18 protein-coding genes are annotated in these 20,295 nt (G+C 71.8%); 11 read left to right on the plus strand and 7 right to left on the minus strand.

Going from position 1 to position 20,295, the window contains the following annotated elements:
• Positions 1–72: 72 nt before the first annotated feature.
• Positions 73–2,670 carry a CHAT domain-containing protein gene (locus OO014_RS02495; RefSeq protein WP_272460687.1) on the plus strand — a complete coding sequence of 866 codons (2,598 nt, stop codon included), beginning with the start codon at positions 73–75 and terminating at the stop codon, positions 2,668–2,670.
• A 6-nt stretch (positions 2,671–2,676) separates the two neighbouring features.
• Here OO014_RS02495 and OO014_RS02500 read toward each other — a convergent pair whose 3' ends face one another.
• The 5 genes from OO014_RS02500 to OO014_RS02520 all read right to left on the minus strand — a co-directional run bounded on the left by OO014_RS02500 (position 2,677) and on the right by OO014_RS02520 (position 7,238).
• Entirely contained in the window at positions 2,677–3,159 is a 483-nt protein-coding gene (locus OO014_RS02500; protein WP_272460688.1) for a carboxypeptidase regulatory-like domain-containing protein, read from the minus strand.
• Entirely contained in the window at positions 3,156–3,746 is a 591-nt protein-coding gene (locus OO014_RS02505) for an RNA polymerase sigma factor (protein ID WP_272460689.1), read from the minus strand. Before OO014_RS02505 ends, OO014_RS02500 begins: the two co-directional genes overlap by 4 nt.
• A gap of 176 nt (positions 3,747–3,922) precedes the next feature.
• Positions 3,923–4,666, minus strand: coding sequence for a DUF4190 domain-containing protein (locus OO014_RS02510; RefSeq protein ID WP_272460690.1), 744 nt, complete (start codon positions 4,664–4,666; stop codon positions 3,923–3,925).
• 81 nt (positions 4,667–4,747) lie between these two features.
• Positions 4,748–5,515, minus strand: coding sequence for a PP2C family protein-serine/threonine phosphatase (locus OO014_RS02515; RefSeq protein WP_272460691.1), 768 nt, complete (start codon positions 5,513–5,515; stop codon positions 4,748–4,750).
• A gap of 136 nt (positions 5,516–5,651) precedes the next feature.
• On the minus strand, positions 5,652–7,238 hold the full coding sequence (locus OO014_RS02520) for a CCA tRNA nucleotidyltransferase (RefSeq protein ID WP_272460692.1): 1,587 nt from the start codon (positions 7,236–7,238) through the stop codon (positions 5,652–5,654).
• A 51-nt stretch (positions 7,239–7,289) separates the two neighbouring features.
• Between OO014_RS02520 and OO014_RS02525 the strand changes: the two genes are divergently transcribed.
• The 8 genes from OO014_RS02525 (at position 7,290) to OO014_RS02560 (ending at position 16,455) form a co-directional block, all read left to right on the plus strand.
• Positions 7,290–7,775 (plus strand): NUDIX hydrolase, encoded by a 486-nt coding sequence (locus OO014_RS02525; protein WP_272460693.1) that lies wholly within the window; start codon positions 7,290–7,292, stop codon positions 7,773–7,775.
• Positions 7,772–10,054, plus strand: a complete 2,283-nt coding sequence (locus OO014_RS02530; protein WP_272460694.1) for a DUF6049 family protein — start codon at positions 7,772–7,774, stop codon at positions 10,052–10,054. Before OO014_RS02525 ends, OO014_RS02530 begins: the two co-directional genes overlap by 4 nt.
• A gap of 48 nt (positions 10,055–10,102) precedes the next feature.
• Positions 10,103–12,007: a protein kinase family protein gene (locus tag OO014_RS02535; RefSeq protein ID WP_272460695.1), complete on the plus strand. Its 1,905-nt coding sequence runs from the start codon at positions 10,103–10,105 to the stop codon at positions 12,005–12,007.
• A 3-nt stretch (positions 12,008–12,010) separates the two neighbouring features.
• Positions 12,011–12,589, plus strand: a complete 579-nt coding sequence (sigM, locus tag OO014_RS02540) for an RNA polymerase sigma factor SigM (RefSeq protein ID WP_272460696.1) — start codon at positions 12,011–12,013, stop codon at positions 12,587–12,589.
• Positions 12,590–12,683: 94 nt separating this feature from the next.
• Positions 12,684–13,529: a hypothetical protein gene (locus tag OO014_RS02545; RefSeq protein ID WP_272460697.1), complete on the plus strand. Its 846-nt coding sequence runs from the start codon at positions 12,684–12,686 to the stop codon at positions 13,527–13,529.
• Between the two features lie 172 nt (positions 13,530–13,701).
• Positions 13,702–14,730 (plus strand): thioredoxin-disulfide reductase, encoded by a 1,029-nt coding sequence (gene trxB / locus OO014_RS02550; protein WP_272460698.1) that lies wholly within the window; start codon positions 13,702–13,704, stop codon positions 14,728–14,730.
• 44 nt (positions 14,731–14,774) lie between these two features.
• Positions 14,775–15,098, plus strand: coding sequence for a thioredoxin (trxA, locus tag OO014_RS02555; protein WP_272460699.1), 324 nt, complete (start codon positions 14,775–14,777; stop codon positions 15,096–15,098).
• 106 nt (positions 15,099–15,204) lie between these two features.
• Entirely contained in the window at positions 15,205–16,455 is a 1,251-nt protein-coding gene (locus OO014_RS02560; RefSeq protein WP_272460700.1) for an N-acetylmuramoyl-L-alanine amidase, read from the plus strand.
• Between the two features lie 35 nt (positions 16,456–16,490).
• On the opposite strand, the gene OO014_RS02565 is transcribed toward OO014_RS02560, so the two are convergent.
• Positions 16,491–17,147: a GNAT family N-acetyltransferase gene (locus tag OO014_RS02565; protein ID WP_272460701.1), complete on the minus strand. Its 657-nt coding sequence runs from the start codon at positions 17,145–17,147 to the stop codon at positions 16,491–16,493.
• Positions 17,148–17,254: 107 nt separating this feature from the next.
• Between OO014_RS02565 and OO014_RS02570 the strand changes: the two genes are divergently transcribed.
• Together OO014_RS02570 and OO014_RS02575 are read left to right on the plus strand one after the other, a co-directional pair.
• Positions 17,255–18,274 (plus strand): glutathione S-transferase family protein, encoded by a 1,020-nt coding sequence (locus tag OO014_RS02570; RefSeq protein ID WP_272460702.1) that lies wholly within the window; start codon positions 17,255–17,257, stop codon positions 18,272–18,274.
• Between the two features lie 53 nt (positions 18,275–18,327).
• On the plus strand, positions 18,328–19,206 hold the full coding sequence (locus OO014_RS02575) for an oxygenase MpaB family protein (RefSeq protein WP_272460703.1): 879 nt from the start codon (positions 18,328–18,330) through the stop codon (positions 19,204–19,206).
• A 90-nt stretch (positions 19,207–19,296) separates the two neighbouring features.
• Here OO014_RS02575 and OO014_RS02580 read toward each other — a convergent pair whose 3' ends face one another.
• On the minus strand, positions 19,297–20,187 hold the full coding sequence (locus tag OO014_RS02580; RefSeq protein ID WP_272460704.1) for a metallophosphoesterase: 891 nt from the start codon (positions 20,185–20,187) through the stop codon (positions 19,297–19,299).
• Positions 20,188–20,295 lie beyond the last annotated feature (108 nt).

Below are 20,295 nucleotides of genomic sequence, written 5' to 3' on the forward strand. Positions count from 1 at the left end.
GAAGGTGCCGACGATCCGGCCTCATTGCTCCCCCTCGCAATATCCCGGCCGCAGTCGGCCCTCGCAAGCGCTATGCGGATCATCGACACCTCGGAGGATGCGTCCGCCCTCTCGTTCGCGCACCAGGCCGCCGCCATCGTCCACCGCGACGCCGGGCGCAGTGACGAGTCCGTGACGCACGGGTTCGCCGCGCTTCGCCTCGCCCGGGAGGTCAGCGCGCTCCGGCAGGCAGACGTCATGGCGACCCTTGGCGTCGTGCTCGCCTATGCCGGCCGCACCAGGGATGGCCTGCGCCAGTTCGACGCGGCCAAGGAGCTGACGCCCGCGGCCGACCTGCCCCGGCTGCTGCTGCGCCGCGCGCACGTCCTGGCCCTGGTCGGGCGGGACCGCGAGGCGCACGCTGACCTCACCCAGGCCATCACGGGCAGCCGCGCCGTCGAGGACCGGCTCTGGGAGGCACGCGCCCTGAACAACCGGGTCGTCGTCAGCATCTCGCTGGGCCTGGTCGACGACGCCGACGAGGACGCCCAGCTGGCGGAGCAGCTCTTCGAGTCCCTCGGTCAGGAGTTCGAGGCGACCGAGGTCCTGCACAACCGCGCAGCCACCGCGATGCTGCGTGGGGACCTGCCCCGAGCCCTGGAGCTGTTCGACCGGGCCGCCGACCGCTATGCCGCCCTCGGCAGGAGCGGTCCTGAGCTCGACCTCGACCGCGTCGAGGCCCTCCTCACGGCCGGGCTCTACGACGAGGCCGAGACGGTCGCCGTCGAGGGGCTCGCCCGCCCCGACCTGGCTCCGGTCAAGCGGGCCGAGCTGGTCCTGGCCCAGGCCCGGGCCGCCCTCGCCACCGGCAAGGCGGCGCTGGCCGGAGAGCGGGCCAACGCAGCAGCGGAGCTGTTCAGCGAGCAACTGCGGGACGCGTGGGTCGACCGGGCCAGGCTCCTGCGTCTGCGCGCCCAGCATGTGGCCACCCATCCGGAGCTCCAGGCCTGGATGCTCGAGCCCCGCGAGGCGCCGGAGCTGTCGGCCCGGTCCCGCATCGCTCAGGAGAAGCGGCTCCTCCGGGAGGCGGACGACCTCGTGGCGTCGTTGCGCGCCTCCGGGTCCCTCGACCTGCCCATGGCCCTGCTCCTGCGCGGGCGGATCGCCCGCTACGCCGGGCTCCCCGAGGTGGCGCGCGACAGCCTGACCGCCGCTGCGGCCGCGCGCCGGTCGGGGCCACCCCTCTCCCGCGCCGCGGGGTGGCTCGCGGCGGCCCTGCTCGCCGACCAGTCCGGTGACCGTCGCGCGCTGTATGCCGCCTGCCGGCACGGCCTCGACGCGGTCGACGAACATCGGGCCATCCTCGGCGACCTCGAGCTGCGAGCGCTCGCGAGTGGCCACGGCATCGAGTTCGCCCGCTTGGCAGTCGCTTCCGCTGTGCGCTCCGGTCGCGCCCGTGACCTCTGGTGGTGGGCCGAGCGGTGGCGGGCCGCCGCCCTCAACGGCACGATCACGAGACCTGACGACCCCGCCCTGCGCCGCGACGTGGCCGCCCTGCGCGACGTGACCCGGCGACTCGACACCCAGACGGATGGGGATCCGGCTCTCCTTGCCACCTGGCAGGCAGAACGCAGGCGGCTCGAGTCGTCGATCCGGCACGCCCACCACCGGATGCGCTCAGACCACGACAGCGACTTCGGCGTCCCGGCGGGCCTCGATCTCGACGCCGTGCTGGCCGAGCTGGGTGACGGCGTCCTGCTCACCTTCGTCAACGACGGTGGCAGCCTGCACCTCGTCATGGTGTGTCGGCGGCGGGTCCGCCACCTCGAGGTCGGCAGCGCTGCCAGCGCCGAGAAGGAGGCCGACTTCGCCCGGTTCGCGCTGCGCCGTGCGGCGTCCGGCCGGCTCGTCGACCTGGATGCAGCGGGGGCCCGTCTCGAGGCGGCGCTGCTGGGCCCCCACGAATCGACGCTCCGCCAGCTCGTCGGCGACGACGACCGGCCCGTCATCGTCGTGCCACCAGCCGGGCTCCTCACCGCCCCGTGGGGCCTGCTGCCACTGTTCGCGCGCTCCCCACTGTCGGTCAGCCCCTCCGTCACCCAGTGGCTCAAGGCCCGACGCTCCGGCCGGGGCCGGGACGCCGGGCACGTCTCCCTCATCACCGGTCCCGACCTGAGCACGCGCGAGTCCGAAGTCACGAACCTCAGCCCCATCCATCACGGTGCACTCGTCCTGCCAGCGGACAAGGCGACGGTTGCGGCCGCCCTCGAGATCCTGGACGGGGCCGGGCTGGCCCACATCGCCGCGCACGGCACCTTCCGAGCCGAGGCGCCGCTCTTCTCGTCACTCCAGCTGGCGGACGGCCCGCTCACGGTGCACGACCTCGAGGAGCTGCAGCAGCCGCCCCGGTCGATCATCCTCTCCGCCTGCGACTCGGGCGGGGCCGCTCCGATCGGCCCGCACGAGGCACTGGGTCTCGTGTCAGCCCTCCTGGGCATGGGCACGGCCGACGTCCTGGCCAGCGTCGTGCCGGTCAACGACCAGGCCACGCTCAGCGTCATGGGTCACGTGCATGGTGTCGCCGGCCGGGGTGGGACCCTCACCGAGGGCTGGCTCGCAGCGCGGAAGGCCGCCGCGGGCGACGTCCTGCACGCCGCGACCGCCGCATCGTTCACGGCGTGGGGTGCCTGACCCGACTCAGCCCACGTCGAACCACGTGGTCGCCATGACGCGTTCGCCGGCCCGCTCGAGCACGATCCGCGCCAGGCCGAGCGGCACCCGCTCGAAGCTGAAGCGCTCGTCCTCGAGGTCGACGGTGCGCGTCAGCGACCGGGTCTCGAGGATCACGTGGGCGCCCTCCGCCAGCGTGCCCGACTCGTCGGTCACGACGCCGAGGATCCGGCCGAAGTCGCCCCGCCAGGTGACGTCCAGCTCGATCGACACGGACCCGTGCTCAAAGACGAGCAGGCGCGACGTGCCCCGGGCGCTGTCCGTGACGCGGAGCGCCGCGGACATGGCCTCGCTGGCCAGCTTCATCAAGGCGGTGTCGGCGTGGTGCAGGGCGAAGGCCGCCCGGCCCAGCTCGACGACGTCGGGGGGCACGGGATCGAGCACGGCGACGATGGAGCCGAGTTGCTCCAGGAGCTCGATGTCGTCAGGGTGCAGGTCGTGGGTGGTCATGAGGGTCGACCCCCTCCGCTCTCAAATGCGTAGCCGGTGTCGGAGACCAGTGACCGCAGCGTGGAGAGGCAACGCATGCGCGTGGGGCCGATGGAGCCCACGGGCATGCCCAGAGAGGCGGACACCTCTGCATAGTTGGGTCGGTCGCACACCATGAGGACGCGCAACAGCCGTTGGCACCGCTCTGACAGCCTGCTGAAGCAGGACCAGAGCTGAACGTCGCGCTCCTTCTCGAGGAGCGAGGCGTCCAGTGCCGCCGACTCGACGTCGACGAGCATCGGCCCGAGATCGTCGTCGCGGACGAGGACGTCACGTCCGCGCCGTCGCAACAGCGAGAGGCATTCGTGCCGAGCCGTCGTGGCCAGCCACCCGGGGAGTGCTTCGGGCTGCTCGATCCGGTGCAGGTTGTCGAGCAGGCGAAGCCAGGTGTTCTGCACGACGTCAGCGGCGTCGTCCATGGAGAGCCGGTGCGCCCGTCCGACCGACCAGAGCAGGCTCGAGAACCGCTCGACGATCGCGTTCCACGCCTCGGGGTCTCCTTGGGCCGCGGCGGTCACGAGCTCGGTGAGACCGCTGGGTTCGTGCATGTCACGCCTCTCTCTCAGCGTGTTCATCGTAGGTCTCACGGTCTAGAGAGTCGGTAGGAACCGGTCAGATACACCCCAACAGGAAGGCCGCGCTGGGAGCCAGCCCAGCGGCATACGGAAGAAGGTGTATGCCGCTGGGCTCGGTGCGGCGTGCGAGGCTCGGGCCGGGGGCCGGCCTACTTGAGGACCGACCCGCGCACTCCACCGTCGAGGGAGGAGGCGATGCACAGGGCCGTCGCGTCCACCTCCCAGGCGAACCGCGAGTCCGGGTAGATGAAGAAGAACTCGACGCGGTCAAGCTTGGACTCGTCCAGCAGCGGCTCCGACGCCACGATGCACCTGCGCTCGGCGAGGGCGCCCACCGCTTCTTCGCTCCCGGGGAAGGGCTCGTCCCCGAAGTCGACGATCGTGATGAGCTGCATCTCGTGCTCGTCGTCGCAGCTGCTCAGTGACGCCCAGTCCAGGGATGCCGGGCTGATCCCGGAGAAGCAGTCGCCGGGACGCAGCTCGTCGATGGTGACCCGTCCGGTGGTGGGGTGCGCCGCCGACGGGGCCGCCACCCCGTCCTCCACTCGTTCGCTGCCCACGAAGGCGAGCAGCGCCGCAAGGATGAGGCCCCAGCTGATCGTCGTGAGGGAGCCGACGACGATCCCGGTGATCGCCATGCCACGCCCTCGCTGGGCCCGGGCGCGCAGCTGGCGCAGCGCGATGATGCCGAGGACGAGCGCGACGAGGCCGGCACCCGGGACGAAGAAGGCGAGACCGCACACCAGGGCCGCGATGGCGAGACCGTTGGCGCCGTCCGGGGCCGGCCCCGGCGGGGCTGCATAGGGCGACACGGGCGAGCTCGAGCCGGGCGGGGGCGGTGGGAGCAGTGGACCGTCGCCAGAGGGGGGCGACAGGGGCGGGGGCAGGGTCACGGCAGGACGATGCCACGACGATTCCCGGCGCGCTCCCCGAGACCGGCCCGTGCCGGTCACGATTCGGCAGCGGTATCGCGGTCAGCTGCCAGCGGCCTCTTGCGCAGCGCGGTCCTGAGCGGAGAGCTGGACCACGACCGCCGTCACGTTGTCCCGCCCTCCGGCTGCCACGGCGCGACGCACCAGTTCCCCAGCGGCTTCCGTTGCGTCGGCCGACCCGATGAGCACGGCTTCGATCTCGTCCTTGGTCAGCTCGTTGGACAAGCCGTCCGAGCAGATGACGAAGGTTTCACCGGGGCGGGGTGGCAGGACCCAGGTGTCGACGACTCCCATCGGCTCGCGACCCAGCGACCGGGTGATGATGTTGCGGCTCGGGTGCCGCTGGGCCTGCTCCTCGGTGAGGAGCCCACGCTCGACGAGCTCCCAGACCTCCGAGTGGTCGACGGTGACCTGGGTCAGCTGGTCGTCGACGAGCTGGTAGACCCGCGAGTCTCCGATGTTGAAGACGACCCACTCCTGGGACTCCGCGCCCGTCGTGAGGGCGAGGCCGGCCACGGTCGTGCCCATGCCGGCCCGCTCCGGGTGCTGCGCAGCAGACTCCAGGATCCGGCGGTTGGCCTCGCCCAACTGGTTGACGACGTCCTCGACGGCCAGCTGCGGACGGTCGGAAAGCTCGACGAGCGCGTCGACGGCGATGGTGCTCGCCACCTCGCCCGCGGCGTGCCCGCCCATGCCATCGGCGACCACGAAGACGGTGCCTGCGGCCCGCCCACAGTCCTCGTTGTGGCGGCGGACCCGCCCGACGTCGGACGCGACGCCGACCGAGATCGCGGACTGGTCGATCGTCATGATGTCCTTTCGTCACTTCGGACGGTATCCGCTGGTCGAATCCCCGGGAACGGAGTTGCGCCGCGGCGCGGCAAGTCAATCAAAGACCGGTCTCCCATGTCAGTCCCGGGTCAGACAAAGGAGGCGTGGACTCTGATCAGCGCCGCGCGGCCCACCAGGCGATGAGCTTGTCGCGCGCCGCGTCCTTGCCGATGGGCCCCTCGTCGAGGCGGACCCCGAGGAGGAACTTGTAGGCCTCGCCGAGGACGGGCCCCGGCGGGATCCCCAGCGCCTCGGCGATCTCGTTGCCGTTGAGCTCGGGGCGGACGGCCGCCAGCTCCTCCTGCTCCGCGAGCCGCTCGATGCGGCGCTCGAGGTCGTCGTAGGCGCGGGAGAGCCGATCGGCCTTGCGGACGTTGCGCGTCGTGCTGTCCGAGCGAGTGAGCCGGTGGAGCCGCTGGAGCAACGGCCCGGCGTCGGTGACGTAGCGACGCACCGCGGAGTCGGTCCACTGCCCGTCGCCGTAGCCGTGGAAGCGCAGGTGCAGCTCGACCAGTCGCGCGACCGCCTTGACGGTGTCCTTGTCATAGCGCATGGCCTTGAGCCGCTTGGCCGTCATCCGCGCCCCGACGAGCTCGTGGTGGTGGAAGGAGACACCGCCACCCGGCTCGAACCGGCGGGTCGCCGGCTTGCCGATGTCGTGGAGCAGCGCCGCGAGCCGGAGGACGAGGTCGGGGCCCGGCACCCGGTCATCGGGAGCGTCTGCGGGCCCCTCGAGGTCGATCGCCTGCTCCAGGACCGTGAGGGAGTGCTCGTAGACGTCCTTGTGGCGGTGGTGCTCGTCGACCTCGAGCCGCAGCGCCGGCAGCTCGGGGAGGAACTCGTCGGCGAGACCGGTGTCGACGAGGAGCGTCAGGCCCGGCCGAGGCGTCGGCGACAGCAGGAGCTTGGTGAACTCGTCCCGGATCCGCTCGGCGGAGATGATCGACAGCGTGGCGGCCCGCTCGGTCATCGCCGTGCGCACCTCGGGCGCCACCTCGAAGCCGAGCTGGGACGTGAAGCGGGCCGCCCGCATCATCCGCAGCGGGTCGTCGGCGAAGGACTCCTCCGGCGGTGCCGGCGTCATCAGTCGCCGCGCAGCCAGGTCGGCGAGACCGTCGTGGACGTCGACGAACTCGAGGCTCGGCAGCCGGATCGCCATCGCGTTGACGGTGAAGTCACGTCGGACGAGGTCCCCCTCGAGGGTGTCGCCGAACATCACCTCCGGCTTGCGGCTCGTCCGGTCGTAGGTGTCGGCCCGGTAGGTCGTGATCTCGACGTGGTGGCTCCCCTTGCGCAGGCCGATCGTGCCGAACTCACGGCCGATGTCCCAGTGCGCGTCGGCCCAGCCCCTGACCGCCGCGAGGATGGCGTCAGGTCCAGCGTCGGTGGTGAAGTCGAGGTCCGGGGAGGTCCGGCCGAGGAAGGCGTCGCGCACCGGGCCGCCCACGAGGGCGAGCTGGTGCCCACGGTCGGCGAAGCGCTGCCCGAGCTCCTGGAGCAGCGGCAGCACAGGAGCCAGCTGGGCGACCGCCCCGCGCAGCAGCGGCAGGTGCGTCGGGTCGGGCGTGGTCGCAGTGGGACGGTCAGACACGGGGTCAAGCCTATTTGAGATGCCGTATGCCGCTGGGCTCGTTCCGGACCGGCCTGACCTCCCAGCCCTCCCGCCCACCGAGCGGTGGGCAGGGAGCGTGCCCAGCGGCATACGGCATCCGCGGTGGGGGCGCGAAGTGGGCTGCTTGGTTATGGTGGCGACATGACCGCGCAGGCCGCCCCGAGCTCCCAGCCGGGAAGGCGTCTGCCCGCGGTCGAGGAGCGGTCGGCGGGCGGCATCGTCGTCGACATTCGCGACGGCTGCGCGCTCATTGCGATCATCGCCCGACGCAACCGCGCCGGCCGCATCGAGTGGTGCCTGCCCAAGGGCCACGTCGAGCCCGGCGAGACCCTCGTCGAGACCGCCGCGCGCGAGGTCGCCGAGGAGACCGGCATCGTCGGCCGCGTCCTCATCGAGCTGGGGACGATCGACTACTGGTTCGCCACCTCGACCAAGCGCGTCCACAAGTACGTCCACCACTACCTCCTCGAGGCGCTCGGCGGTGAGCTGTCCATCGAGAACGACCCGGACCGCGAGGCCATCGACGTCGCCTGGATGCGTCTCGACGAGGTCCACCGACAGCTCACCTTCCCCAACGAGCGCCGCATCGCGCAGGCGGCGTGGAACCGGTTGGCAGGCACGGCGTGACACTGACTCGGTCGTGGCGCACCGTCTCCCGGACGGTCGCCCTGACGGCACTGCTCGGCCTCACCGCCCTCGTCCCGGCAGCCGGCGCCGTGCCCGGCGAGCCCGAGCCCGGGCGGCCGGCGACGGCCGACTCCCCCGCGGCCGCGGTCCCGAGGGTCGCCGCAGCCGACGACGAGGCCGTCATCACGCTGACGGCTGTCACCCCGACCGTCCTCGACGGCACGGGCAGGACGCGGGTCACGGGCAGCGTGACGGCTCCGGCTTCCGGCCCGCTCGTCGGAGCAGAGATCCGGCTCGTGCTCGGCTCGCAGCCCTTGACCGTCCGCACCGACATCGACCGGTGGGTCAAGCAGCACGGTGCGGCCGCGGGACGCACGGTGGCCCGGACGGCCAAGCCCCTGCCCGAGGTGCCGGCCGCGCAGACCGCGCCGTTCACCATCGACCTCGAGGAGTGGCAGGTCGCCGGGGCGGTCGGGTCGGGCGCCTTCGCCGCCGTGCCCGTCGCGATCGAGGCCTACCAACGCGGCGCGACGACCCCGATCGGGGCGGTCCGCACCTTCCTGGCCTGGCAGTCCCGCGTCGAGTTCGAGCCACTCCAGATCGCGCTCGCCATCCCCGTGACCCTCGACCCCGACGTCCGGCTCTTCTCGCGCGACGACGACGTCCGGGAGAAGGCGTGGAGTCGCGCGGTCGGCCCCGGTTCCCGGGTCGACCGGATCGTCACCGGCACCGCCGGCTCCTACGCGACGTTGGGCGTCGATCCGGCGGTCCTCGTCGCCGGGCCGGGTGAGGTGTCCGGTGCCTTCGTGGGGGCCGACCCGACGCCGTCGACGACGCCGTCGGCCACCCCGTCGGCCACACCAACGGGGAGCGCCACCGGAGACCGCCCTGCTCCCGTCGAGCCGGGGACACCTCCCGCGTCATCGGATGCCGACCGGCTCGCCACGGCTCTGGCAGGGCGCAACCTGTTCGCTCTGCCGTACGCCGATGCGGACGTCGCCGCGACCGGAGCGCTCGACCCGACCAACGGCCTGGTCCGGGACCTCGTCGCCCGCGCCGCGACCGTCGGTGAGCGCCTCGGAGAGCCGGTGCGAGGCGACATCGCCTGGCCGGTGGACGGCCTCCTGCCCGCGGGCCGGGCCGCAGCGGTGCAGTCCCTCCACGCCACCTCGGCGACGCGCAAGGCTGCGGCGATCATCGTCAACCAGGCCGCGATCACCTCCACCTCTCCCTACACACCGACGGCCCGGCGGGTCTCGACCGAGGGCACTCCGCTCCTCGGCTCCGACGCCCGACTGTCCGCCCTGCTGCCCAAGCGCTCCGAGGCGACCGCCGTCCTCGCGACGCAACGGTTCCTCGCCGAGACGCTCGTCCTGCTCGGGGAGCGCCCCGGGACGGCACGCTCGGTCCTGCTCACGGCGCCCCGCAGCTACGACCCGGACCCCGCGGCCCTGTCGGCGTTCCTGCGGGCCACCACCGAGTCCGTCGCCTGGCTCGAGCCCGTCGCGATGGAGACGCTGCTCGGCGGCCACGGCAGCGACCGTGCGGTGCCCCAGGAGCAGCCGAGCAAGTCAGCCCGATCCACCGCTCCGAAGCCCACCTTGAGCTCGCTCCGGCTCATGCAGCTCGCCAAGCAGCGCGACACCCTCGACGCGGTGGCCACGGTGCTCGAGGACGGCGCCTCGTTCGAGCGGACCTATGGCGCGCTCCTGGACGAGCTGGCCAGCGTCCGGTGGCGCTACCGGCCGGCGGCCTGGGCGGAGCTGAACAACTCGGTCAGCGCCGACGTGAAGGACGCCACCTCGGCCATCCGGGTCCTGCCCCGCCGAGTCAACTTCCTCGCCGAGAACGGCACGATACGGATCCCCGTCCGCAACGGCCTCGACTATGCCGTCGAGGACCTGCGTCTCGTGGTCGTCCCGCTGAACCGGCGACTGCAGGTCCTGGAGCAGCCGGGGCCGGTCAGCATCGCGGCCGGCCCGGACGCCAGCCGCAACATCAGTGTGCGCGTCCACGCGGTGGCCGCGGGGCGGGCCGACCTGCTCGCCTACCTGACGACCGCCGACGGCACCCGCATCGGCTCAGAGGCCGTGATCCCCGTCTCGGTCAACCCACTCGACTCGACGTTCTACTGGATCGGCGGGGTGCTCGCAGGACTGGTGCTCCTCGCAGGCGTGATCCGCGCCGTCACCAAGGGGACGTCGCGCATCGAGGAGATCGGTGACCTCGAGACCGTCGCCGAGCGCGACGAGGCCGCGCAGGAGCGGAACCGCAGCTGACTCGCCCTAGTATGAAGCAGGCCACCAGCAGCGGAAGGGGTGACGAGGGTGCACGGAATCGGACCCGGGACCGTGCTCGGGGGACGCTATGCCGTCACTCTGCGCACCTCCGAGACCCGGACGCACGAGCGGTGGCGCGCCGCGGACCAGACCCTCGACCGTGAGGTCGTCCTCGTGTGCTTCCCGGTGGGCTCGTCCGTCGCCGCGCCGACCCTCGACGCCGCCCGTCGCGCTGCCGCGATCGAGGACACCCGGCTCACCCGCGTCCTCGACGTCGGGATCGACGGGGACACGGCCTTCATCGTCGAGGAGCCGCTGACGGGCGCCATGCCGATGTCCCACCTGCTCCAGGCCGGGGGCCTGCCCGCGGAGGAGGTGCGCCGGCTGGTCGGCGAGGCGGCCAGCGCGCTCGAGCGCGCCCGGCACCGTGGCCTGCACCACCTCGTGCTGACACCGTCGTCCCTCCTGCGCCTCCCCGACGGCGAGGTGAAGGTCCGCGGCCTCGCCATCGAGGCGGCACTCAGCGACGCAGACCTGGCCTCGGACGAGCGGGCCTCGCGCGTCGACGCCGTGGGGCTGGTCAAGCTCATCTACGCCGGCCTCACCGCACGGTGGCCCGCCACGCCCGGTGGGCAGACGCCGGTTCGGCCGGTCGGCCTCGAGCCCGCGCCCAGCGTCGTCGGCGGCGTCGCTGCTCCGTCCGAGATCGCTGTCGGAATCCCCAACGACCTCGACCTCATCTGCCGCATGACCCTCAACGAGGACCGCGGCCCGATCTCGCCCGGCGACCTCGCGCTCCAGATCGCACCCTGGCCGTCCGAGCAGCCCACGAGCGATGGTGCGAGCGGCATCCGGCTCCCGGCCGCGCAGGTCGGTGACGGCGCCGGCCGCCAGTCGCCGCCCGTCGCACAGCGCTACACCCCACCCCCGGGGCGCAGCAGTGGCGACCTCTACTCGCGCCTGTCCGGTGCGGCAGGAGGGGCCGTGGCAGGAGGGGCCGGGGCAGGGCAGATTGCGGCCAAGGGGGCTGAGCCCGCTGGGTCGGCGGCCCTCGCCGCGCCGGGCACCTCAGCCAGTGTCGGTGGCGCTGCTGCTGGCGCTGCTGCTGGTGCCGCGAGCGGGATCGGCGAGCGGATCGGCTCCTTTGCCCGGGCGGCCGCCGAGAAGTCACGGCTCCCCGACCTGACAGGTGACCAGTTCGAGGGGGAGGACATCGCCCTCGCCGAGGCCCTCGAGGAGGCGCCGAGGACGCGGCTCGAGCCGCCACTGCCCGTCTTGGGTGGCACGCCTGAGGGCCCGTCGGGCGCCCAGTCCCGGATCGCGTTGGCGATCGTCGGGGCCCTCGTCCTCGTCGCCCTGGTCATCGGGATCAACAACGTCGCCAAGATCGGCGAGTCGGACAGTCCGGCCGAGGCCCGTCCCACGGTCACGGTGACGCGGACGAACACGACACCCGAGCCCTCAGCGACGGCGTCGCAGCCGTCGACCCCCAGCACGACCACCCAGGCGCCGCCGGCTGAGCCGGTCCGCATCGTCGGTGGCTCCAGCTTCGACCCCCAGGACGACGGTGAGGAGAGCCCTCGACTGGTCCCCCTCGCCTTCGACGGCGACCCGGAGACCGCGTGGAAGTCGCGGTGGTACGCCACCGACACCTACAACCGCAGCAAGGAAGGGGTCGGTCTCGTCCTCGACCTCAGCGCCCCCACCGTGGTCCGCGAGGTGGAGCTGACCCTGCCGGCCGCGCAGGACGTCACGGTCTATCTCACCGACGAGGCACAGCTCGAGGGCGCTCAGCAGATCGGGCAGATCCGCGACACGAGTGGCACGGTGACGATCAAGGCCCCCCGGGACATCGAGCCCGGCACCAAGCTCATCGTCTGGGTGACGCGCCCGGCGCCGGACGAGGCACCCACCCACCACCGGGCCCAGATCGCCGAAGTGGTGGTGCGCTGACCGGTGGGCCCAGTCACGCCCCTGAGTCTCGCCGAGGCCAGTGACAGCGAGCTCCTCGCCCGGCACGTCGCCGGCGACGATCACGCCTTCGGCGAGCTCTTCCGCCGGCACAAGGACCGGATGTGGGCCGTCGCCCTGCGGACCTGCCGCGACCCGGAGCTCGCGGCGGACGCCGTGCAGGACGGTTTCATCTCGGCGTTCCGGCGGGCGGGCTCCTTCCGCGGTGACGCTGCGGTCACGACGTGGCTGCACCGGATCATCGTCAACGCCTGCCTCGACCGGTTGCGCCGGGTCCGACCCACGTCGCCGCTTCCGGAGTACGACCTGGCCGACCACCGCGACCACCACTCCTCGACCGAGGTCCGACTCGACGTCGAGGAGGCGCTGGCCCGGCTGCCCGACGGTCAGCGCGCTGCGCTGGTCCTCGTGGACATGCATGCCGTGCCGGTCGCCGAGGCGGCCCAGATCCTCGGGGTGGCAGAGGGGACCATCAAGTCGCGGTGCGCGCGGGGTCGGGCCGCGCTCGCCGAGCATCTCGGCCTGCTGGCGGGGGAACCGGAGACCGGTCCTCGCACGTCGTAGCACGAGGTCGGTTCCATGAGCGGGGAGTCTGGGACAGGCCACACCGTCCTCCATAGACAACCGCACCACTCCTGAAGGACCGTGAAGGAACATCGTGGACCACCCCCGGCAGACCCCTGACACCGGAGACGAGACCCCGGACGCCCGGCTCCTCGACGCCGCGACGGAGGCCCGCGTGCGTCAGCTGCTGGCAGCGGCGGCCGACCCCGGGCCGATGCCGGAGCGCGTGGCCCAGCGCATCGAGTCGCTGCTGACCGACGAGGTGGCGCTGCGGGTCGATCCCGGACCCCTCCAGGGCCCCCTCCAAGGCCTCCTCCAGGGCGCCGACCGGGACGCGGCCGTCCTGGCCCCGCTCATTCGCCAGCGGCAGCGCCCGCGGCCGCTGTTCGCCCTGGCGGCAGTCGCTGCAGCTGCCGCCGTCGTCGCCGTGGGCGGTTCGGCGCTGCACCTCAACAAGCGCACCAACGGCGTCGCGTCGCTGGGCAACCCCGGCGCGGTCGTCACCACTCCGGGGGCGCCGACGGTGACGCCCACAGTGACGGCGACGGTGACGCCGACCGTCACCGGTCCCATCCCCCCGCCGGTGGGGCGCTCCCACCCCAACCTCCACATCCAGCTCTCGTCCACGGACTACACGGCCGGCGACCTCCCGGCCCAGGCCCGGCAGCTCCTCAGCAGCCCGAGCGCCCCGCTCGAGGTCCTGGCCGCCGAAGCGCCGACCCTCGGGCCGATCGCCACCGAGGTGGGCCTGCTCTCCTGCCTTCGGGCCCACGCCCTCCCCACCGACGTGCCGGTCCATGTCGACCTGGCCACCTACGAGGGCCAACCGGCGGCTGTGATCGTGGTCACCCAAGCCGATGGCAGCACCGTCCGGGTCGTCGAGCGGACGTGCACGGAGGCCGCACCGGAGGCGCTCACCGAGCCCGTGCCGGTGCCGTAGGCCCCGTTCGCGGGCGCAGGTTCGTATGCCGCTGGGCCGGCCCCCACACGCTGGCGTGCCGGGTGCCGGGATGGAATAGTCCACGCCTAGGATCGGTTGAGCCAGACAGCACCGTCCTGCCTGCCCCAAGGGTCCTTCGGCGGTGCGTTCCCCGGTATAGGAGCACCACGTCATGTCCGACGTCCGCAACGTCATCATCATCGGTTCGGGGCCTGCTGGATACACCGCAGCTGTCTATGCGGCCCGTGCGAACCTCCGCCCGCTCGTCTTCGAGGGTGCGGTCACGGCCGGTGGCGCCCTGATGAACACCACCGAGGTCGAGAACTTCCCCGGCTTCCGCGACGGCATCATGGGCCCGGCTCTCATGGAGGAGATGCGCGCCCAGGCCGAGCGGTTCGGCGCCGAGCTGATCACGGATGATGTGACGTCCGTCGACCTGAGCGGTGACGTCAAGACCGTCACCGACGGCGCCGGCACCACCTACTCGGCCCACTCGGTCATCCTCGCGATGGGCTCTGCCTACCGTGAGCTCGGGCTCCCCCGCGAGCGGGAGCTCTCCGGCCACGGTGTCTCCTGGTGCGCGACGTGTGACGGCTTCTTCTTCCGCGACCAGGACATCGCCGTCGTCGGTGGCGGCGACTCCGCCATCGAGGAGGCCACCTTCCTCACCAAGTTCGCGCGGTCGGTGACCATCGTGCACCGCCGCGACGAGCTGCGCGCCAGCAAGATCATGGCCGAGCGCGCGTTCGCCAACGACAAGATCAGCTTTGCCTGGAACAGCGAGGTGGCCGAGATCCACGGCGCCGACAAGCTGACCGGAGTGACGCTGCGCGACACCGTCACCGGCGAGACGCGCGAGCTGGCCATCACCGGTCTCTTCGTTGCCATCGGCCACGACCCGCGCAACGAGCTCGTCAAGGGCGTCGTCGAGCTGGACGACGCGGGATACGTCACGGTTGACGGTCGGTCCACCCGCACGAGCGTTGCCGGCGTCTTTGCCTGTGGGGACCTCGTCGACCACACTTACCGTCAGGCGATCACAGCGGCCGGCACCGGCTGCTCCGCGGCCCTCGACGCCGAGCACTACCTCGCCGCGCTCGAGGACGCCGACTCGCCCGAGCAGGCGGCCGACCAGGCCGCGCTCATCGACGAGACGGACGCCGGGCCCATCCCGACGACCACCGTCAGCGCCAACGCCTAGCCTCACATCGCAGCACCGACCACACGAGAGGGAGACACCCACCGATGGCACTCAAGGAAACAACCGACGCCACCTTCGCCGATGACGTGCTCATGAGCGAGAAGCCCGTTCTCGTCGACTTCTGGGCGGAGTGGTGTGGTCCCTGCCGGAAGGTCGCCCCGATCCTCGAGGAGATCAACGAGCAGTACGGCGACAAGATCGAGGTCGTCAAGCTCGACACGGACTCCAACATGGACACGGCTGCTCGCTACGGTGTCGTCTCGATCCCGACGCTCAACGTGTACGTCAAGGGCCAGGTCGTCAAGAGCATCGTCGGCGCGCACCCCAAGCCCAAGCTGCTCCGCGAGCTCGAGGAGTTCATCTCCTGACCGGCTGTCCCTGAGGGGAGGCCCGGCCCGGAGGGGTGGTCCGCCGGTGGCGGGGCCGCCCCTTCGGCGTACTACAGTGCACAGGTCCCGTTCCGGAAGGATCCCCGTGTCACCTCAGCCGGCCGTCGTGCTCCGACGTGGCGACTCCGGTCCCGCGGTCGCCGACGTGTGTGACCGCCTCATCGTCACGGGCGACCTCGCGTCCTCGTGGGCCGATCGCACCGCACCGCGGGACACGGCCGTCTTCGACGACGAGGTCGAGCGGGCCGTCAAGTCGTTCCAGCAACGACGCGGCCTCATCGTCGACGGCGTCGTGGGACGGTCCACCTACTCCGTGCTCGACGGGGCCCGATGGTCGCTCGGTGACCGCGTCCTGCGGTTCGTCCCCGACCACTTCCTGGAGGGTGACGACGTCGGGCGGCTCCAGGCGCGGCTCGTCGAGCTCGGCTTCACGCTCGGCAAGGTCGACGGCATCCATGGCCCGGCCACCGACACCGCCCTGAGGTCCTTCCAGGCCGCGGTCGGCCTGACCTCCGACGGGATCCTCGGCCCCGAGACGCTCCGCGCCTTCGACGCGCTCCGAAGGTCCGTCACGGGCGGATCCGCCAACGCGCTCCGCGAGCGCGAGCACATCCGCCGGGGTGGCTTCAGTCTGACCGGACGCACTGTGGTGCTCGACCCCGGACACGGCGGCAGCGATCCCGGTGTCATCGGTCACGGTCTCGTCGAGGCGGAGCTCGCCCTCGACCTCGCCAGGCGCATCGAGGGGCGACTGACCGCCCACGGCGTTGAGGTCGTCTTCACGCGGACCGGCACCTCGGGTGGTGAGGAGGTCGACCGCGCCGCCTTCGCCAACTCCCTCGACGCCGACCTCGTCCTGTCGATCCACAGCGACCACTCGGCGGCCACCGCTGCCCACGGCGTCGCGACCTTCTTCTACGGCCACGGCGACCCGGGGCGACAGTCGCCCGGGGCCTGGTCCACCATCGGCGAGCACTTCGCCGAGCTGCTCCTGCGTGAGGTCGTCGCCCGCACCGGCTTGATCGACTGCCGCTCACACCCCCGCACCTGGCCACTGCTGCGGCGCACCAGGATGCCTGCCGTCCGGCTCGACGTCGGCTACCTCAGCCACCCGCATGACGCGGAAGTGCTCTCCGACCCCCAGACCCGCGACCGCATCGCGGAGGGCGTCGTCGTCGCCCTGCAACGTCTCTACCTCGGCGACGCCGACACGGCCCGCACCGGCGTGCTCAAACTCGCTGACCTTCGCCGACACATCGAACGCGCCCGTGCGACAGGGGAACTCGGCGCTCCCCCACCCGTCATGCCTCGTGTTGCCCCTCCCGGGACGGACTGACCCGGCAGACCCTGCCGCCTCCGGCCAGGGGATCCTCAGGGTCCCTCCACGGAGCGAGCCCGCGTCGCACCGTCAGGGTGGGTGTCCGGGACCGGACGCACGCCCGGCACCTTGGCGAGGACCCGGCTCACCGCGGCCGCGACCTCCTCCCGCACCGTCACGACAGTCCTCAGGTCGAGCCGGAGCCTCGGGTAGGCGGGGTGGTCCCGCGCCACCCGGAAGCCCACCTGCTCCAGGAAGGCCGCCTCCAGGACGCAGGGGTGCCTGCGGACGGCGGTCGGGCGGGCGCCGATGACGTCGATGGAGCGGGCCCGATGCTGCAGCGCCTCCTTGACGGCGCCCTGGACGAGCACCTTGCGCAGCCCCCGACCCTGCAGGTCCGCGTTGACCCGCACGGTGAGGAGCATCAAGGTCGAGGGATCGGAGGGAGCGGTCGGGAACGCCGCGAGACGCGGGACGTGACGGGCCGGAGCGATGAGCACGTTGCCTGCCGGGCGACCGTCGACGTAGGCAACGCGTCCGGGTGGTCCCCAGTCGGCCGTCACCTCGCGGACCCAGTCCGCGAGGAGGTCCACCGGTTCCCGCGTGACCACCGCGCCGTTGCGCGGCACCGTCTGCCAGAACGTGCACAGCGCCGAGTCGCCCGCGAGGTCAGCGACGCGATCGACGGTCAACGGACGCAGGTCACGCACGGGGCGACTCCCGCCAGCGGCGTTCCATGAACCCATTCTGTCCCACCGCCGAAGGAGACGAGCGCGCCGGAGCCAGCCCAGCGGCATACGGTATCTATCGTGGGGTCATGACGGACCAGGGCAGCTACGTCGAGCCGAGCTACGAGCGGGACACCCGCTACATCACCACCCGCATCACCGCGGACGGACGCGACGGCTACCCCGTGGAGCCCGGGCGCTACCGCCTCGTCGTGGCGCGCGCCTGCCCCTGGGCCAACCGCGCGATCATCGTCAGGCGGCTCCTGGGGCTCGAGGACGCGCTCTCCATGGGGATCTGCGGCCCGGTGCACGACAAGCGCAGCTGGACCTTCGACCTCGACCCCGGCGGCGTGGACCCCGTCCTCGGCATCCCGCGGATCCAGGACGCCTACTTCAAACGGGACCCGGGCTACCCACGCGGCATCACCGTGCCGGCGATCGTCGACATCCCGACTGGTGCCGTGGTGACCAACGACTTCCCTCAGATGACCCTGGACCTGTCGACCGAGTGGCGAGAGCACCACCGGGAGGGGGCCCCGGACCTCTATCCGGAGGCGTGGCGGGACGAGATCGACGAGATGGCGCGGGTGAACTACACGGAGGTCAACAACGGCGTCTACCGGTGTGGCTTCGCGGGCACCCAAGAGGCCTACGACGCCGCCTACGACCGGCTCTGGCGCCGCCTGGACTGGCTGGAGGACCACCTCGCGACGCGCCGCTACCTGGTCGGCGACCACATCACCGAGGCGGACGTGCGGCTGTTCACGACGCTCGTGCGGTTCGACCCCGTCTATCACGGTCACTTCAAGTGCAACCGGGTCAAGCTCATCGAGCTGCCCAACCTCTGGGGCTACGCCCGCGACCTCTTCCAGACACCCGGCTTCGGGGACACGGTCGACTTCACGCACATCAAGGCGCACTACTACGTCGTCCATCGGGACATCAACCCCACCGGGGTGGTCCCAGCGGGTCCGGATCTGTCTGGCTGGGCGGCGGAGCACGGCCGCGCCGACCTGGGCGGGTCCCCCTTCGGTGACGGCACCCCGCCGGGGCCGCCGCGCGAGGTCGTTCCACCCGAGCACAATCCAGTCCTCGAGCTTCTCCCCTAGGACACCGTATGCCGCTGAGTTCGTTTGCGCCGCAAGCTGATCCGGGTGAGTGGATGAGTCGCGTGGTCGGCCCGCTGCGGGGCGCCATCGGTGACGCGATGCGGTCCCGGATCGCTGGACCCGACCGGGAGGCGAAGGAGGACCGGATCTGGCGCACGCCCGGGCCGCGCTGGTTCCGCGAGGGTGACCCCATCTGGACGGTGCACGCCGATCCGTCGATGTATGTCGGTGGCCTGCGTGCCCTGCTCGTGCAGAGCCTGCACCCGCTCGCGATGGCCGGGGTGGCCGGCCACTCGGGGTTTCGTGGCGACCCCTGGGGCCGACTCCAGCGGACCGGTGCCTTCATCGCGACGACGACGTACGCCCGCATCGACGACGCGGAGGCCCTCATCAGGGCCGTGCGCTCGGTGCACTCCCGCGTCTCCGGCGTCGACGCCCAGGGTCGCGCCTACGCCGCGAGCGATCCCCACCTGCTCCGCTGGGTCCACGACGCGGAGACCGAGAGCTTCCTCACCGCCTACCAGGCGTACGGCGCGCGGCCGCTCAGCCCGGTCGAGGCTGACACCTACGTGGCACAGATGGCCTCCATCAGCGAACGGCTGGGGGTGGAGGCTCTGCCGCGGACCGTCGCCGAGCTCGACGCAGACCTCGCGGGCTACGAGAGCGAGCTCGAGGCCTCGCCCGAGGCTCTCGACACCGCGCACTTCCTGCTGCGCGAGCCGCCGCTGCCGTGGGTGACGCGTCCGGTCTACGGCCTGCTCGCCGCGGCGGCCGTTGTCACCCTGCCACCGGTGGCGCGTGCGCTGCTGGAGCTGGACTCGGCTGCCGGGCGGCACGTGCCCGAGTCCGTCGTGCGGCGAGGCGGACGAGCGTTCACCGGAACGCTCCGGTGGGCCATCGACCACCCTGCCTACGAAGGCCTGGCCCGCTGAGGGCTCACCGTCAGGACTGAAGGGGCGATGCCGGCGAGCATCGTTGACCGCCGGGCCGGTGACATGGACCTCGTGGGATCGAAGGGCGTGTCATCGCTTGGTCGAGAAGACGATGCGCTGGTCCTCCGGAGCGACCGTGGCCATGTAGTCGACGACCTCCTCGTTCAGCGAGGGCCAGGTCTTGTGCGTCTCGACGGGCACCACGGTCCCGACCACGTGGTCGGCATGGACCTCGATGAGATTCCACGACTGGGGCCCGTCCACTCCCATGAGGAGCTCGCGGGGAACTCCCGCATCATCGACGTAGCTGACTCCCCCGGCCACGAAGACCGGGATGCCGCCAAGCGTCCCGAAGCTGGTCACGTGCAGATGCCCGCTCAGAATCGCGCGGACGTCCGTGCCCGCCAGCGCGGCCCGCAACCTCGGCACGTCCTCGAAATCGAGGAGCTGCATGAGGGGCGAGTGGTAGGCAATGGGCGGATGGTGCATGACGAGGACCGTGCCGTGGTCAGCGGGGACGGCCAGCTGATCGGCCAGCCAGGCGTACTGGGCGTCGGAGAACCCGCCGTGGTGGAAGCCGGGCAGGGCGGAGTCGATGGCGATGATGCGCAGTCCACCCACCAGGGTCACCGTGTCCTGCGGCTCGTCGGTGTCTTCGCCGAACAGTCCGGCCGCCAGGGCCCGGCGCTCATCGTGGTTGCCACCCGTGAGGACAACAGGTGCGTCGAGCCTCCCGGCCACGGGCTCCACGATCTCCCGCAGCAGCCGGTAGGCCTCCGGCTGTCCGCTGTCGGCAAGATCGCCGGAGAGGACCAGTGCGTCGAATCGCTCACCAGAGCCTTCCACTCGGGCGAGTGCCTTGCGGAACTGGGCAGCGGAGTCGATGTGACCGTGGAGCAGCGCGTCCCCGGCCATCAGGTGCATGTCGCTCAGATGAGCGAGGACGTGAGTGGGGGTTGGCTGTGTTCCCTTGACCGCCATGCACGTAGCGTATGCGGCCCGGCTTCACTCGGTGGGCGTAGCGTGACGGCGAGGCCCTCGTGGACCCGACTGCCGCCGACTGCCCCCGACTGCCCCCGAGGAGGAACA

This window comes from Intrasporangium calvum (assembly GCF_028446585.1).
Lineage (GTDB): Bacteria > Actinomycetota > Actinomycetes > Actinomycetales > Dermatophilaceae > Intrasporangium > Intrasporangium calvum_A.

Excerpts from the sequence above, each read along its gene's own strand:
- OO014_RS02495 (WP_272460687.1), top strand. The coding sequence starts at position 73 with ATGCGGATCATCGACACCTCGGAGGATGCGTCCGCCCTCTCGTTCGCG.
- OO014_RS02500 (WP_272460688.1), bottom strand. The coding sequence starts at position 3,159 with ATGACCACCCACGACCTGCACCCTGACGACATCGAGCTCCTGGAGCAA.
- OO014_RS02505 (WP_272460689.1), bottom strand. The coding sequence starts at position 3,746 with ATGCACGAACCCAGCGGTCTCACCGAGCTCGTGACCGCCGCGGCCCAA.
- OO014_RS02515 (WP_272460691.1), bottom strand. The coding sequence starts at position 5,515 with ATGACGATCGACCAGTCCGCGATCTCGGTCGGCGTCGCGTCCGACGTC.
- OO014_RS02520 (WP_272460692.1), bottom strand. The coding sequence starts at position 7,238 with ATGCCGCTGGGCACGCTCCCTGCCCACCGCTCGGTGGGCGGGAGGGCT.
- OO014_RS02525 (WP_272460693.1), top strand. The coding sequence starts at position 7,290 with ATGACCGCGCAGGCCGCCCCGAGCTCCCAGCCGGGAAGGCGTCTGCCC.
- trxB (WP_272460698.1), top strand. The coding sequence starts at position 13,702 with ATGTCCGACGTCCGCAACGTCATCATCATCGGTTCGGGGCCTGCTGGA.
- trxA (WP_272460699.1), top strand. The coding sequence starts at position 14,775 with ATGGCACTCAAGGAAACAACCGACGCCACCTTCGCCGATGACGTGCTC.
- OO014_RS02570 (WP_272460702.1), top strand. The coding sequence starts at position 17,255 with ATGACGGACCAGGGCAGCTACGTCGAGCCGAGCTACGAGCGGGACACC.
- OO014_RS02575 (WP_272460703.1), top strand. The coding sequence starts at position 18,328 with ATGAGTCGCGTGGTCGGCCCGCTGCGGGGCGCCATCGGTGACGCGATG.
- OO014_RS02580 (WP_272460704.1), bottom strand. The coding sequence starts at position 20,187 with ATGGCGGTCAAGGGAACACAGCCAACCCCCACTCACGTCCTCGCTCAT.